Annotated in this window: 10 protein-coding genes; 9 read left to right on the top strand and 1 reads right to left on the bottom strand. The window is 33.6% G+C overall.

Going from position 1 to position 17,357, the window contains the following annotated elements; translation table 11 throughout:
- The first annotated feature begins 50 nt into the window (after positions 1 to 50).
- Entirely contained in the window at positions 51 to 1,073 is a 1,023-nt protein-coding gene (ruvB, locus tag AAC053_RS03075) for a Holliday junction branch migration DNA helicase RuvB (protein WP_339752648.1), read from the top strand.
- Positions 1,074 to 1,112: 39 nt separating this feature from the next.
- On the top strand, positions 1,113 to 2,039 hold the full coding sequence (queG, locus tag AAC053_RS03070) for a tRNA epoxyqueuosine(34) reductase QueG (RefSeq protein WP_339752644.1): 927 nt from the start codon (positions 1,113 to 1,115) through the stop codon (positions 2,037 to 2,039).
- Between the two features lie 4 nt (positions 2,040 to 2,043).
- Here queG and AAC053_RS03065 read toward each other — a convergent pair whose 3' ends face one another.
- The gene (locus AAC053_RS03065; protein ID WP_339752641.1) at positions 2,044 to 4,413 is read right to left on the bottom strand and encodes a DUF5686 family protein; all 2,370 of its coding nucleotides are present in this window, start codon (positions 4,411 to 4,413) and stop codon (positions 2,044 to 2,046) included.
- Between the two features lie 109 nt (positions 4,414 to 4,522).
- On the opposite strand from AAC053_RS03065, the gene AAC053_RS03060 reads away from it, so the two are divergent.
- From AAC053_RS03060 to AAC053_RS03030, 7 genes are all read left to right on the top strand, one after another.
- Positions 4,523 to 6,805, top strand: coding sequence for an NADP-dependent malic enzyme (locus AAC053_RS03060; RefSeq protein ID WP_339752638.1), 2,283 nt, complete (start codon positions 4,523 to 4,525; stop codon positions 6,803 to 6,805).
- A 77-nt stretch (positions 6,806 to 6,882) separates the two neighbouring features.
- Positions 6,883 to 7,464 (top strand): Holliday junction branch migration protein RuvA, encoded by a 582-nt coding sequence (gene ruvA / locus AAC053_RS03055; protein WP_339752634.1) that lies wholly within the window; start codon positions 6,883 to 6,885, stop codon positions 7,462 to 7,464.
- Complete coding sequence (gene sprA, locus AAC053_RS03050) at positions 7,464 to 14,783, top strand: cell surface protein SprA (protein ID WP_339752632.1); 7,320 nt, start codon at positions 7,464 to 7,466, stop codon at positions 14,781 to 14,783. The genes ruvA and sprA overlap by 1 nt, the downstream gene beginning before the upstream one ends.
- A gap of 60 nt (positions 14,784 to 14,843) precedes the next feature.
- Positions 14,844 to 15,224: a glycine cleavage system protein GcvH gene (gene gcvH, locus AAC053_RS03045; protein WP_339752631.1), complete on the top strand. Its 381-nt coding sequence runs from the start codon at positions 14,844 to 14,846 to the stop codon at positions 15,222 to 15,224.
- Between the two features lie 10 nt (positions 15,225 to 15,234).
- Positions 15,235 to 15,579, top strand: coding sequence for a VanZ family protein (locus tag AAC053_RS03040; protein WP_339752630.1), 345 nt, complete (start codon positions 15,235 to 15,237; stop codon positions 15,577 to 15,579).
- A 65-nt stretch (positions 15,580 to 15,644) separates the two neighbouring features.
- Positions 15,645 to 16,373, top strand: a complete 729-nt coding sequence (locus AAC053_RS03035) for an energy transducer TonB (protein WP_339752629.1) — start codon at positions 15,645 to 15,647, stop codon at positions 16,371 to 16,373.
- Between the two features lie 116 nt (positions 16,374 to 16,489).
- The gene (locus AAC053_RS03030; RefSeq protein WP_339752627.1) at positions 16,490 to 17,281 is read left to right on the top strand and encodes an energy transducer TonB; all 792 of its coding nucleotides are present in this window, start codon (positions 16,490 to 16,492) and stop codon (positions 17,279 to 17,281) included.
- Positions 17,282 to 17,357: the final 76 nt, after the last annotated feature.

Below are 17,357 nucleotides of genomic sequence, written 5' to 3'. Positions count from 1 at the left end.
AGAATTAAAAGATAACTTAAAAGAGATTCCCAGTTTCATGGGAACTGACCATGAACGAAAACCTAGATCCATCCAACGATAATTTCAGTCCCGAAGAACTTGATGTTGAAAAGAAATTAAGACCCTTAACGTTTGATGATTTTACAGGACAAGAACAGGTATTAGAAAATTTATTGATTTTTGTTCAGGCAGCTAATCTTAGAGAAGAAGCATTGGATCACACGTTGTTTCATGGACCTCCGGGTTTAGGAAAGACGACTTTAGCTCATATATTAGCAAATGAGTTAGATGTTGGTATTAAAGTAACTTCAGGCCCTGTTTTAGATAAACCAGGAGATTTAGCAGGCTTACTAACAAACCTTGAGGATCGTGATGTGCTTTTTATTGATGAGATTCATCGGTTAAGCCCTATTGTAGAGGAGTATCTATACTCAGCAATGGAAGATTACAAAATAGACATTATGATTGAATCTGGTCCAAATGCCAGAACAGTACAGATTAATTTAAACCCTTTTACTTTAGTTGGTGCCACAACACGATCTGGATTGTTAACAGCACCAATGCGTGCACGTTTCGGAATTCAAAGTCGTTTACAATATTATAAAACCGATTTATTAACCACTATAGTACAGCGAAGTGCATCAATTTTAAATATGCCAACTTCTATGGAGGCAGCTATTGAAATAGCAGGAAGAAGTAGAGGAACACCTAGAATTGCTAATGCTTTGTTGAGACGTGTTAGAGATTTTGCTCAAATAAAAGGCGATGGCAAAATTGACATAAAGATTGCTAAGTTTGCTTTAGAAGCATTGAATGTAGATGCACATGGCTTAGACGAAATGGATAACAAAATCTTAAGGACTATTATCGAAAAGTTTAAAGGTGGTCCTGTTGGTGTCAGCACTATTGCAACGGCAGTTAGTGAGAGTACAGAAACTATTGAAGAAGTTTACGAACCTTTTTTAATACAGGAAGGCTTCATAATGCGCACACCACGTGGTCGTGAAGTTACTGAACTTGCCTATCAGCATTTAGGAAAAGCTAAAGGACCAACGCAAGGCGGCTTATTTTAATTTGATTGTCATTCTAAACTCGTTTCAGAATCTCATATGATGATAAATAACAAAACCAAATACACAGAACTCATCAAAACCGAAGCCAAACGCCTCGGTTTTTTGTCTTGTGGTATTAGTAAAACTGAATTCTTAGAAGATGAAGCGCCTAGATTAGAGGATTGGCTTAATAAGAATATGAATGGCGAAATGCGTTATATGGAAAACCATTTCGATAAGCGTTTGGACCCAACTTTACTAGTCGAAGGTTCTAAAAGTGTAGTCTCTTTATTATTGAATTATTATCCTTCGAAAATTCAAAACGAAGATTCGTATAAGATTTCTAAGTATGCTTACGGAACCGATTATCATTTTGTAATTAAAGACAAATTGAAATCGTTATTACATTTTATTCAAAATGAAATTGGAGACGTCGAAGGACGTGCCTTTGTAGATTCTGCGCCAGTTTTAGATAAGGCTTGGGCAGCAAAATCTGGTTTAGGTTGGATTGGTAAACACAGTAATCTATTAACACAACAAATAGGCTCTTTCTATTTTATTGCCGAATTAATCATTGATTTAGAATTAGAATACGACCATGCAACAACAGATCATTGTGGCACTTGCACCGCTTGTATAGATGCTTGCCCAACAGAAGCCATTACAGAACCTTATGTTGTCGATGGAAGCAAATGTATCTCATACTTCACAATAGAACTTAAAGATAATTTGCCAACAGAATTTAAAGACAGATTGGATGATTGGATGTTTGGTTGCGATATCTGCCAAGATGTTTGCCCATGGAATCGGTTTTCAAAATCACACAATGAACCTTTATTTAATCCACATCCAGAATTATTGGATATGACCAAAAAGGATTGGGAAGAAATTACAGAAGATACCTTTAAAAAAGTGTTTCAGAAATCGGCTGTGAAGCGGACTAAATTTTCTGGTTTGGAACGTAATATTGGGTTTTTGAAGGATTAGTCTTTTACTTAAAACTAAACCCAAGAGAATATTTAAAAGCAAAATTATCACTAGATTTTTCGAGATTGTGATAACCATAGCGATAAAAAGCACCAACACCAATACCAAAAAAACCTAATTCGCCAATAGGTATTTTAATAAGATTTTGAAGCTCTAAACCTGTTTCTAAAAATAATTCTTCTTTAGTTTTAAACTCAATGTTTTGATGGCGAAAAGAATCGTCTAAATTTCCTATTCCAAGATTATTATGGAGTAAAATATCAGGTTGAAAATAGCCTTTATTGTTAAGTAATCTCCCGAAATTATGCGTCGCAAATAAATGTGCATACTTATCTGAAAGAAACTCGTAAGGTGTTGAAGTTTGAAAATAATTCTGCATCACAAACGGTATTTTCTTATCAAAACTACCTTCTCCAGTAAACAATAATCCATATGGAATCGATCTATCAATATAACCCAAATCTAATCGATAAGTCGTTCGGCCAAGTCCTTTGGTTATAAAACTATGATCTAAGGTAAAACGTAATTTGTTATAACTAAAATCACCATTAATAGCCCCTTTTAGACCTCTAGAATAAATGAGATTAAAAATAGGAGCGTCATTAGGCACTCTTGTTGTAAGGCCAAACATATTTACCAATTTCTCATTTACATGGTATCCAATACCTACATTAAATTCTGTATTTGTGTAATTAGTGATTGCGATGTTATTAGTGTTAAATTGGTAGTCGTAAAGTGGTGTAATATCAGCAGTATTAAATCCTAGAGACCAATTTAAGTTTCTAAATAGTTTCATATTAGTATCTATACTGTATGATTCTATAGCATCCATTTGGTTAGCGATCCAAGTTCTTTGACTAAACGGATTGTTTATTCTGTTTCCGGAGTATGCACCTGTTTCTCGTAGATCTTTTGTATATTTTAAACTTATAGAAATGTCTTTTTTACCAGGAACATCAATTTGTAATTCTCCACCATATTTCCATGTGTTGTCTCTAAAACCATAACCTGCATAACCACCAATAGAAACGTGCTCAAAAATATCATCGTTTGTAAAGAATCCCAATCCTAATCGATTGCCTTCAAAACGATTAAAGTTCGCCAGTTTAGTAATATCAATATCTATATATTTAAGAGGAATACGGCCTTTCACTAAACTTGGGAATAAATCAAAAAGCTTCTCTAATTTTATTTTTTCACTGATACTGTCGATAAATACATAGGTTCGCTTTTCATTTATTTCTAAAGTGTCACGTCTATTTAAATTCCAAAAAGTAGCATCTTTTGTACTAGCACCTTCTGGTAAAGTAGTAGAAACAAAAGGGAAATCTTTTTTATTTAAATCAGCATTTGGAGTAATTTCAGATAAATAACTTTTTCCAACATATTTAAGACTCCCTAAACCAGCACCAACAGTAATTTCAAAATTAAGCTGTTCTGGGAACCAATATTTGTTTTCAATAAAGTTGTATTTCTGTTGAATGGTAACATCTAACGTTCCAGAATTAAACGTTGTGGCATCCACACTTTGCACAGCATATTTGTTAGAGTTAATTTGAAGTAACCCTTTTAAGCCTTCAAAATTTCTGTTTGTTTTTGGTTCAAAAGCAATGACAAAAACCGTGTCCTCACCTTTAACATATTTCTCTTTTAATCTGAATTTGTATTTTTTGGTACTTCCTTTAGAAATAGGATTTAGATAATTAGTTTCAAAAAGAGAAATATGTTCTTCGTAAAAAGAGAATGGCTGAAAGCTATTTGCCAACAAAGCAAAATTCGGATTTTTAAAACCTGAGGATTTTGTGGCTATAACACTATCTTCAGAAAATCTCGGTTTTAAATATTTGTGTTTGGCAATGGTTTCGGTAATGAAAAAATAAGACCCTTTCATTACTTTTTCTATAGCTTCCATTAAAGAATCTTTTTCTTTTTTTTGCTTTCCGCTAGTCACTATAATTTTGTCATAAGATTTATAGGTAAAAGATTTTAAATTTTCGGGATTGTTAATGTCTTTATTGGAGACAGCGTTTCTAATAATGCGATGTGCCCGATTTTCAGAATTATTAATAACTACCTCATCAAGCTCGCTAGTTTTTTGTTTCAACTTTATAAATTGAGTCTTTATGTTACTAACTTTTAAAACCCTCGTTTCATAACCAATATAGCTTATGGTTATGTTTTCTATGTTAGAAGTAACATAAAAAACACCATCAATATCTGTAGAAGTTCCTTTGTAATCCTTGCTATTGAAAACAATATTAGCAAAGGGAATTACTTTTTTGGTATCTTCATCAATCAAGATGATTTTTTTAGTGTTTTGTGCAATAGTTTTAAAACTTGAAATAAGTAGAACTAATAAAATAATTTTTTTCATTAATAGTAATTGGCTGATAGTATAGCTAATTAACGGATATTTTCAGAAACTATTAGACTTTAAAGACCAAATTTCATTGCGTATCTTTGCGGCTTAATCCATTTAGATAATGAGTAAACAAAATAAGCGCATTGAAGCATTAGTATATCATGCCAAACCTACACCTGGTAAAATAAAAGTTGTACCTACTAAAAAGTATGCATCTCAACGCGATTTATCTCTGGCCTATTCTCCAGGTGTAGCAGAACCTTGCTTAGAGATTGAAAAAGATGTTGAAAACGTTTATAAATATACAGCAAAAGGAAATTTAGTTGCTGTAATTTCTAATGGTACAGCTGTTTTAGGATTGGGAAATATTGGTCCTGAAGCTTCTAAGCCAGTAATGGAAGGGAAAGGATTGCTCTTCAAAATATTCGCTGATATTGATGTATTTGATATTGAGATAGGTACTGAAGATGTTGATGCTTTTATAGAAACAGTAAAAAATATTGCCCCAACATTTGGTGGCATTAATCTCGAAGATATTAAAGCTCCTGAGGCTTTTGAAATAGAACGCAGATTAAAGGAAGAGTTAGATATACCTGTAATGCACGATGACCAGCACGGCACGGCAATTATTTCTGCTGCTGCATTATTGAATGCAATAGAAATTGCTAAAAAAAACATTGAAGAAGTGAAAATTGTGGTGAGTGGTGCTGGTGCAGCTGCAATTTCTTGTACACGATTATATCAGGCATTTGGTGCTAAACGCGATAATATTGTAATGCTAGATAGTAGAGGCGTTATTAGAAATGATAGAGATGATCTTACGTCTCAAAAAGCAGAATTTGCGACAGACAGAAAGATTGAGACTTTAGACGAAGCAATGGAGAATGCAGATGTGTTTATTGGTTTATCACAACCAGATATCGTAACACCAAAAATGCTTAAATCAATGGATGCAAACCCGATTGTATTTGCCCTTGCGAACCCTAATCCTGAGATAAAATATCAGCTTGCTGTAGATACTAGAGATGATATTATAATGGCAACTGGTCGTAGTGACCATCCTAACCAAGTTAATAATGTATTAGGATTTCCTTTTATTTTTAGAGGTGCTTTAGATGTTAGAGCGACAAAGATTAATGAAGCAATGAAAATGGCTGCCGTTAAGGCATTGTCTAATTTAGCCAAAGAGCCAGTGCCAGAACAAGTGAATATTGCTTATGCAGAAACACGTCTTACTTTTGGTAAAGACTATATTATTCCAAAACCATTCGATCCAAGATTAATTGCTGAAATCCCACCTGCTGTGGCAAAAGCAGCAATGGAAAGTGGTGTGGCAAAAGAGCCGATAGAAGATTGGGATCGTTATAGAAATTCTTTACTAGAACGTTTAGGTTCAGATAATAAATTAGTACGTATGCTCTTAAGTAGAGCTAAGACTAACCCTAAACGTGTTGTTTTTGCTGAAGCCGATCAACTCGATGTACTTAAAGCAGCCCAAATCGCCTATGATGAAGGTGTTGCACATCCAATTCTTTTAGGAAGAAGAGAAGCTATAATTAGTTTAATGGAAGAGATAGAATTCGATGCAGAGATTCCTATTATAGATCCAAAATCAGACCAAGAGACCGAACGTAAAAACCGTTATGCAAAAGCGTATTGGAAAAAACACAAACGACAAGGAGTTACCATCTATTCTGCAGAAAAAAAAATGAGAGAGCGTAATTATTATGCGGCAATGATGGTAAATGAAGGTGATGCAGATGCTCTAATTACTGGGTATTCTCGTAATTATCCTTCTGTAGTAAAACCTATGCTAGAGTTAATTGGTATGGCTAATGGGATTTCTAGAGTTGCTACAACTAATATAATGATGACACAGCGTGGTCCAATGTTTTTTAGTGATACATCAATAAATATTGATCCTAATGCAAAGGATTTAGCGAAGATTGCTCGAATGACTTATAGAGTTGCTAAAATGTTTGGAATTGAACCAGTAACGGCTATGATTTCATATTCAAATTTTGGATCTTCAGATAATCCACGTGCAGAAAAAGTGAGAGATGCTGTTGCATATCTCCATAAAGCATATCCAGAAATGATTGTAGATGGAGAGTTGCAAACAGACTTTGCCCTAAATTCAAAAATGCTTCAAGATATTTTTCCATTTTCTAAATTAGCGGGTAAAAAAGTGAATACCCTTGTTTTTCCAAGTTTAGACTCTGCAAATATTACATACAAGTTACTGAAAGAGCTTAATAAAGCGGAATCTATTGGCCCGATTATGATGGGTATGGCAAAACCAGTGCATATTTTACAATTAGGAGCTAGTGTTGATGAAATTGTAAATATGACGGCAATTTCGGTTATCGATGCTCAACAACGAGAGAAAAGACAGCAGAAATAGTTGGTTTCTTAGTCTTTATCTTGTCTTTGTAATGTAAATAATTTTATTACATTTGGTTTTTTAACCTTTGGCAATAAATGATTACACACATAGAGGGCAAACTTGTTGAAAAAAATCCGACTGATGTTGTTATAGATTGCAATGGTGTAGGATATTTTATTAATATTTCACTTCATACATTTTCGCAAATTCCTAATCGAGAAAATATAAAGCTATATACGTATCTTCAAGTAAGAGAAGATTCGAATAGCCTTTATGGTTTTTCTTCTAAAACAGAACGCGAAATATTTAAGTTACTTATTTCTGTAAGTGGTATAGGCGCTAATATTGCACGTACTATGTTATCTTCATTAACTCCAGAACAAGTTAAAGAAGGAATTGCTATTGGAGATGTGGCTTTAATTCAAAGTATAAAAGGTATTGGATTAAAAACAGCACAGCGAGTTATTATAGATTTAAAAGACAAAGTGTTAAAAGTCTATGGTATAGACGAACTTTCTTTAATACCAAACAATACACATAAAGATGAAGCGTTATCTGCTTTAGATGTTTTAGGATTTAACAAAAAACAATCAGAAAAAGTGGTTGATAGAATTTTACAAGCCCAACCAGATGCCTTTGTAGAGCAAATTATTAAAGAAGCTCTAAAAAACTTATAATGCAATTGAACAAAACTAGCTATACTCAACTTAACTCATTCAGTTTTTATTACCTATTAGCACTTATGATGCTAATAAGTACATCTGTCTTTGCTCAAGAAACGGAACAAGAACAAGATACAACAAAAACAACCTTTGCTTTTGGAAAGCTCAACATGCCAAACCCAATTAGTATTGTTTCAAAATACACTTACGACCCTATTTTAGACCGTTATATCTACACCGAAAAAATAGGGAATTTCAATACTAATTATCCATTAATTCTAACTCCAGAAGAATTTCAAAAACTAGTTTTACAAGAAAAGTTAAAGGAGTATTACAAACGAATGGCTGATGCCGCAGCTGGCCAAAAAGAAGGCTCAGAAGAAGATCGAAAGAATTTATTGCCAGAGTTTTATGTAAATTCAGGGTTATTCGAAACTATTTTTGGTGGTAATACCATAAATGTTATTCCTCAAGGTTCTGTCGAAGTCGATTTAGGCGTATTATTCTCTAAACAAGACAATCCCTCTTTTTCGCCAAGAAATAGAACCAATTTTACATTTGATTTTGACCAAAGAATAAGCCTAAGCTTACTTGGTAAAGTTGGTACTAGACTACAGGTAACTGCAAATTATGACACTGAAGCCACTTTCGATTTTCAACAGCTTGTAAAATTAGAGTACACTCCAACCGAAGATGATATTGTTCGTAAGATAGAAGTTGGTAATGTTAATATGCCATTAAACAGTTCTTTAATCACAGGAGCTCAGAGTCTTTTTGGTGTTAAAACAGAATTACAATTTGGAAAGACTAGAGTAACAGCTGTATTCTCAGAGCAACAATCTCAATCGAGATCAGTTACAGCTCAAGGTGGCGGAACTGTTGAAGAGTTCGAATTCTTTGCCAGAGACTATGATGAAAACAGGCACTTCTATTTAGCACAATACTTTAGAGATAATTATGATAAAGCATTATTGCAATACCCATTTATAGACAACCAAGGGCTTAAAATTACTAGAGTAGAAGTTTGGGTTACCAATAGAAATAATCAAACAGAAAACGTTAGAAATATTGTTGCATTTCAAGATTTAGGTGAGTCTGAAGCAGAAAATATTGGTTTACAACCCTTGCCAGGTGGTTTTGTAAATAATCCAGGAGCACTTCCAAATAATAAAAACAACGATTTCGACCCAACAAATATTGGTGGTGCAGGTTCCTTGTTAGCAGATGCAGTTAGAAATATAACTAATGTCGAATCAGGAATTAACGTCCCAGTAAACGAAGGTTTTGATTATGGTAAATTAGAAGCCGCAAGAAAGTTACAAGAAGGACAAGAATATGTTTTAAATTCAGATTTAGGATATATATCCTTAAATCAAAGATTACTTAATGATGAAGTATTAGCAGTTGCCTTTCAATATACGATTGGTGGTGAAGTTTTTCAGGTTGGTGAATTTGCAAACGATGGTGTTGAGGCTACTCAGTTTAGCGATGGTTTAAACGGAAATTTGGTTGTAAACAATCAAAGTTTAGTCTTAAAAATGTTGAAAAGTGCAGTGACGTCTGTAGATCAACCAATTTGGGATTTAATGATGAAAAACATCTACGATACTGGAGCGTTTCAATTAGGTCAAGAAGACTTTAGACTGAACATTTTTTATACAGAAGCTTCCGCATTAAACTATATAAGACCAGTAGAAGGAACAGCGTTTCCTCCTTTTGATAATAACACTCCATTTTCTGGAGATGATACTGTGATTAATGAAACACCATTAATTAGACTTTTCCATTTAGACCGATTAAATTTCAACAATGACCCTCAAGAAGGAGGAGATGGTTTCTTTGATTATGTTGAAGGTCAAACAGTACTATCGCAAAACGGTAAAATTATTTTTACAAAAGCAGAACCTTTTGGGCGTTATTTGTTCGATGTTTTAGATGATGATGGCAACCCAAATAATAATGACATCGATTACGAACAAGATACCTACACCAATTTAAATCAAGAAAAATACGTTTACGATTTACTTTATAAATCTACTAAGACGCAAGCTCTAGATGAGGTCGAAAAAAATAAGTTTCAAATCAAAGGACGTTTTAAAAGTAGCGGAGGTGATGGCGGAATACCTATAGGAGCATTTAATGTACCTAGAGGTTCAGTAAGAGTTACTGCTGGTGGACGTTTGCTTGTAGAAGGCGTGGATTATACGGTAAATTATCAATTAGGACGTGTTGAAATATTAGACGAAGCTTTAAAAGCATCAAATACTCCAATAGATGTTTCTGTAGAAAACAATGCGGTTTTCGGACAGCAAACCAGACGCTTTACAGGTATAAATGTTGAGCACCAATTTAATGACAACTTTGTTTTAGGTGCAACATTGTTAAATTTAAACGAACGACCAATTACACAAAAGGCTAATTTTAATAGTGAGCCAATAAACAATACGATATTCGGGCTTAATGGAAACTATTCTACTGAAGTACCGTTTTTAACGCGATTAGCAAATAAACTTCCTAATGTAGATACAGATGTGCCTTCTAACCTTTCCCTTAGAGGTGAGTTTGCTTACTTATTACCTGGAGCACCAAAGGGTACAGATTTTAATGGCGAAGCCACAGCTTATATCGATGATTTTGAAGGCACACAAGGATCAATAGACTTATTAAGCCCTTTGTCTTGGTCTTTATCTAGTCGTCCTAAAGAATTACCAAATACTATTCCTGGTACTGATGCTAATGGTATTGATAATGGTTATGGTAGAGCATTTTTAAACTGGTACACTATTGATCCTATTTTTTACAGTAATCAAAGACCAGATGGTATTACAGATGATGATGTTTCAGATTTATATACCAGACGTGTATTTATAGAAGAAATATTTCCTCAGGTTGATATTGTACAAGGGCAAACGTCAGTAATTAATACGCTAGATTTATCGTATTACCCAACGGAACGTGGACCTTATAATTTTGATCCTAATGAAGTGGACAATATACTTAACCCTAATCAAAGTTGGGCAGGGATTACGAGGCAAATTACTTCAACAGATTTTGAACAAGCTAATGTAGAATATATTGAGTTTTGGATTCAAGATCCGTTTTTAGATAATCCATCAAACTCAGGTGGAAAGTTAACTATTAATTTAGGTAACATTTCTGAGGACGTACTAAAGGATGGCAAAAAACAATATGAAAATGGATTACCAGAAGATGGTGATATCACTACAATTCAACAACAACTACCAACATTACAGAGTCCTTATATAGTGCCTCAAAATCAGTCTTTAATTTATACGTTTGCAACTACAGGAGCAGAAAGGGCGAATCAAGATGTAGGTTATGATGGCTATGATGATGCTGAAGAAAGCCAAATGCTAACTCAAGTTTTCGGAGCTAACAATTTTGGCGAAGATCCTGCAAGGGATAACTATACATATTACTTAAATACAGATGGTGATATTTTTGAACGTTATAAATGGTACAACGGTCAACAAGGAAATACACCAGATATATTTACAGATACCAATAGAGGGTCAACCACACAGCCAGATGTTGAAGATATCAACCGAGATAATACAATGAATACTATTGATAGTTATTATGAGTATGAAGTAGATATGAATCCGGCCAATCTTAACATTGATAACCCTCAGATTAATGATGTTAAGGTAAGAAATGTAACTTTACCAAACGGTGATCAAAGAGAGGTTACTTGGTACCAATATAGATTGCCAATAAACGAACCAACTAATGCCGTTGGAGGAATAAGTGATATTCGTTCGGTACGTTTTGCTCGTTTATATTTAAGAGAATTTACTGAAAACACTGTACTTCGATTTGCGTCTTTAGATTTAGTACGTAGTGATTGGAGACGCTATACTTTAGATTTAGATAGTGACGCAACAAATAACAGTACAAATGCAGAATTTAATGTAGCTATTGTTGGTGTTCAAGAAAATGATGGTGATTATGTGATTCCACCAGGAGTACGACGAGAAGAGCTAAATAACAACAATACTATTGTTAGACAAAATGAGCAGTCTTTAGTGTTACAAGTCTGTGATTTAGAACCAACAGATTCTCGTGGTGTGTTTAAGAATATTAATGTAGATATGCGTCAGTATAAAAAACTTCGAATGTTTTTACATGCAGAAGCTCAAGAAGGATCCACTTTAGATCCAGGTGAATTAGTTGCTTTTATTAGAATGGGTAATGATTTTACACAAAATTTTTACCAAATAGAAGTACCATTATTGCCAACTGATTTTGCAGAAGGTACAATAGAAGAGCAAATTTGGCCAGATGAGAATGAAATAAATATTCCTCTCGAATTTTTACAGAAGATTAAAGCATTAGGCATTTCTGCAGGAACATTAGGTGATGAAGAACCTACGTACTATAATGTGCTTGACGGACAATTAAATGAAACACCATTAGTCGATGGAGATGTGCCATTTGATGATGTGTTAATTAGTGCTAAGCAACAACGTATAGCAGTAAAAGGAAATCCAAATTTTGGTAATATTAGAGTGTTAATGGTCGGTGTGAAGAACTCTGGTTCTACAACAATGGATGCATGTGGTGAGGTTTGGTATAATGAATTAAGAATGTCAGACTTAGAAAATGAAGGTGGTTGGGCAGCAGTTGTAAGTATGGATTCTAATATTGCAGATTTTGCAGATATTAATGCTACAGGTCGAAGAAGCACAATAGGTTTTGGAGGTATTGAGCAAGGGCCTAATGAGCGAAGTTTAGAAGATGTGCAGCAATATGATGTAGTTACAAATATGCAATTAGGGCAATTATTGCCAAAAAAATGGGGAGTACAAATTCCATTTAATTATTCACAGAGTGAAGAATTGGTAACTCCAAAGTACGATCAATTTTATAATGATCTCACATTAGATTCTCGATTAGATGCTGCAGAGTCTGGTGAAGAAGAAGAACGCATAAGAACACAATCTGAAGATTATACCAAGAGAAAAAGCATTAATTTTATTGGTGTTAGAAAACAAAGAACAGGAGATTCTAAAAAACGTTTTTATGATGTTGAAAACTTAACATTTAATTATTCCTACAATAAAGTCGAGCATCGCAATTTTGAAATCGAAAATGCGCTCGATCAAAATATTAGAGCTGGTGTAAACTATAATTATTCTTTTGAACCAGTAAAGATAGAACCATTTAAAAAGAATGATTCGCTGTTTACTGGCAAATACTGGAAGATTTTAAAAGACTTCAATCTTAACTTATTGCCTTCTAGCTTCTCCATAAATACAGATATTAACAGACAGTTTAGCAAACAGAAATTTAGAGAAGTTGAATTAGCTGGTAGTAATATTGGTATTGAAGAATTATTTAGAAGGAATTATACATTCGACTTTCAATATGTAATAAATTATAACCTAACTGATGCCTTAAGTTTAAATTTTACAGCAGCCAATACCAATATAGTCCGTAATTATTTTATAGATGATCGTATTAATGGAAGACAAGATCCAGAACTCAATGTATGGGATGGCTTCTTTGATTTTGGTGATCCAAATTTTCAGACACAACAGCTTCAAGTTAATTATGAATTGCCACTCTACAAAATACCTGCCTTAAGCTTCTTAAGAACCACTTATGCATATAATGGAGCTTTTCAATGGCAAAAAGGTTCAGATTTAAATACGGGTTTAGAAGTTGAAGATTCAGATAATCCTGGTGTTTTCAATACTTATAATTTAGGAAACTCCATTCAGAATTCAAACACACATAACATTAATACAACCCTTAACATGGAAACCTTATACAAAACATTAGGTTTAGTGAGAAAGGGTAACCCAAGAGGTAGAGGACGAGGTAGAACTGCACCTGCAAAGCGACGTACAGGTACACCAGACACTTCAGTTGCTAAGGATGGGCAGGCAGATCCTAATAAATTAAGTACAGGTAAAAAGGCTTATAATACATTGATTGATGTGGTAACGATGGTTAAGCGCATTCAGTTTGGTTATACTGAGAATAATGGGACTTTCTTGCCAGGTTATTTGCCAACTCCAGGTTTTATAGGGACTTTAAGACCAACCGTTGGGTATACATTTGGAAGCCAACGAAACATTAGAGATTTAACAGCAGAAAGTGGGTGGTTAACATTATTTCCAGATCTTAATCAACAATATACAGAAGTTAAAAATACAACATTAGATTATTCGATTAATGTTGAACCGATGCGCGATTTAAAAATTGACCTTATTGGTAATAGAACCTATGCCAACAATATAACTGAAAACTTTAGAGCTATTGATATTGATAATGATGGATTGAGCGATGAATATGAAGATTTAATTACTAATTCATTTGGTAACTTTAATATTTCAACAGCCCTCATTAAAACAGCCTTTAGTAAAAGTGACGAAAATCAATCGGCTGTATTCGATGATTTTAGGTCAAATAGATTAGTGATTGCAAATAGATTGGCGAGAGAATTTTATGGAGCTGCACCTTTTAATGTAGATGCAGATGGGTATCCAGAAGGTTTCGGTAAAAACAGTCAACGCGTATTATTACCTGCGTTCTTATCTGCATATCAAGGCTCTAACCCAGATAAAGTAAGTACAAATGCTTTTAGAGATGTGCCAATACCAAACTGGACTTTAAAATATACAGGTTTAATGAAAATCCCATGGTTTAAGAAAACATTTAGACGTTTTTCTATTCAGCATGGTTACAGGTCTAGATATACAATTAACCAGTTTAGAACTAATTTAGATTATACTCCTGGTATAAGAGGGGAGGAATATGGTAATCAGTCAGATGACGCCTTAGATCAAGCGGGTAATTATAAAAATCAAACACTGTACAGCAATATTAACTTAGAAGAGCAGTTTAGTCCTTTAGTTCGTTTAGACTTTGAAATGAAAAATTCAATTAAGGTCTTAGCAGAAATTAAAACAGATAGACTGTTGTCCCTAAGTTTTGATAATAATTTAATGACCGAAATACAAGGAAAAGAATATACACTTGGTTTAGGATATAGAATAAAAGACCTAAGAATTAGATCAGAACTTGCTGGTCCTAAACAAATTATTGTAAGTGACTTAAATATGCGAGCAGATATTTCTGTAAGAGATAACAAGACCATTATTAGATACTTAGACCTAGAAAATAATCAAATTACGGCTGGTCAAACAATTTGGGGATTTAAATACACAGCAGATTATGCGTTTAGTAAGAATTTAACGGCTATTTTCTATTTCGATTATACCTTTTCAGATTTTGCTATTTCTACATCGTTCCCACAAACCTCTTTACGGTCTGGAATTACTATACGTTATAATTTCGGAAATTAATTTTGAATTGAAGCAATTAAAAAATTACTTTTGTTTCATTAATATTATACAACAATAAAAATGAATATACCATCAGAATTAAAGTACACCAAAGATCACGAATGGATTAAAATTGAAGGTGATATCGCTACAGTAGGTATTACAGATTTTGCACAAGGAGAACTTGGTGATATTGTTTACGTAGAAGTAGATACATTAGACGAATCCTTAGATATCGAAGAAGTTTTTGGTACGGTTGAAGCTGTTAAAACGGTTTCAGATTTATATTTACCATTATCTGGTGAGATTGTAGAATTTAATGAAGGTCTAGAAGATGAGCCTGAAAAAGTAAACACAGATCCTTATGGAGATGGTTGGATGATAAAATTAAAATTCTCTGATGCATCCCAAGCGGACGATTTGTTATCAGCAGACGATTATAAAGCGCTTATAAGTGCTTAGAAAACTGCTATTGCCAATAGCCATAGTTTATACAATTGCATTGGTTATTGCTAGCTTAATTAATTTGAATGGTGTACCCAGTTTAGGGTCATCATTCGATGATAAAATCTATCACTTTATTGCCTATTTAGGTCTTGGTTTTCTCTGGATAACCTACCTTAAGCCTAAGAAAAAAAAGAGAAATCTGGTAATTGTATTCTTATGCCTAATTTTGTTTGGTGTGGTTTTAGAAGTAATGCAACATAAACTAAACCCAAATAGAACTTACGATACATACGATTTAATAGCAAATTGTTTAGGCGTAATACTTGGCACATTAATTGCAACACAAATAAGCAGATATAATTTAAAATAACAAAAAGCCTTGTTTTTTTTACTATTATTTAGTTAAATTAGCGACGTTATAATAAATATAATAATATGGAACCTAAGAAGAATCCAAAATCAGATGTAAGTCGCAATAGCTCAATATACTTTGCAGTTGGTCTTGCATTAATGCTAGCAGTTACTTATTTGTCTATTAACTATAAGACGCACAATAAAAGTGATATTGCATTAGACTCCCTTAATTTAGACGACGAGTTAGACGAAGAAATACCGATTACAGAACAAATTATTACTCCACCACCTCCACCACCTCCACCACCAGCAGCTCCAGAGATTATTGAAGTTGTAGAAGATGAAGAAGAAGTAGAAGAAACAGTTATAGAATCTACTGAAACAGAAATGGATACAGAAATTGTTGAAGTAGAGGAAGTAGAGGTTGAAGAAGTAGAGGAAGATATAGAAGTGCCATTCTCAGTGATTGAAAATGTAGCAGTATTTCCTGGTTGTGAAAAGAAAAAAGGAAATACAGCCAAGAAAGCATGTATGAATGAAAAGGTGAATAAATTTATCAATAAGAAATTTAATACCGATTTGGCTAGTGATTTAGGATTGCCTCCTGGTAAAAAACGAATTTTTGTTGCGTTTAAAGTAGATAAATCTGGTAATATCACAAGTATTAATGCTCGTGGTCCACATCCTGGTCTAGAGAAAGAAGCAAAGCGTGTTATAGGTTTATTACCCAAAATGAAACCAGGAAGACAAAGAGGAAAGGCTGTAGTAATGCCTTTCTCTATCCCAATTGTATTTCAAGTACAAGATTAGATAAAGTATATTTTTTAATTATAAAAATCCCGTTCAAAATTAATTGGACGGGATTTTCGTTTTGGTATGCTTATTGCGACTTTCTCATAATATTAACATTTTAAATAATACGTATTATGAAAAATTCTAAAAAAGACTTCGGTATTGCTAGTCAGAGCACTACCGAAGCAAAGAAACCACACAAGCATGATGCAAATTTACAAAAAAACTCAATCCTTTATTTCCAAATAGGATTGATACTTTGTTTATTAGGCACCTACGCACTTTTTGAAATGCAGTTTCAAGACAAAAAAATCACAGTTATCGATGATACTGTTACTGCAGAAACAATTGTTATTGACTATGCTCCACCTTTTATTGAAGAAGTCATTAAGCCAAAAGATCCAGAGCCCTTGCCGAGCATAGATGTAAAAGATGTATTAAAAGTCGTTGAAGACGATCATCTCATTGTAGAAAAAATTATTAACACACCAGATGCTCCCGCTCCTCAAACAGAACCTGTTGACGTAGCTTCTATAGAGGTTATTGAAATACCTGTTGATTTGGCGCCTGTACCTTTTGCAAGAATTGAAAAAGCACCAGTTTATCCAGGATGTGAAAGGTTTAAAACAAACGACATGCGAAAAAAATGTATGTCCGAAAAAATTGCAAAACTAATTAATAGAAAGTTTAATACAGATATTGGTTCTAAGTATGGCATTTATGGTAAACAAAAAATAACTACACAATTTACTATAAACGAAAATGGTAATGTTGTCGATGTTAAAATTAGAGGACCACACCATGCTTTAGAAAACGAAGCGAAACGTGTTATTAACAAAATACCTAAGATGGAACCTGGTTTGCAACGTAATGTGCCAGTTGGTGTAATTTACACACTTCCTATTGTGTATGATGCTAGAGATTAATATAAGTAATCTTTAAAGAAAAATAATTAAGCCGTTATTGTTTCAATAACGGTTTTAGTCTTACTAAAAAAAATAA

The organism is uncultured Winogradskyella sp. (assembly GCF_963975125.1).
Lineage (GTDB): Bacteria > Bacteroidota > Bacteroidia > Flavobacteriales > Flavobacteriaceae > Winogradskyella.
This window is presented reverse-complemented; position numbering and strand designations above follow the sequence as displayed.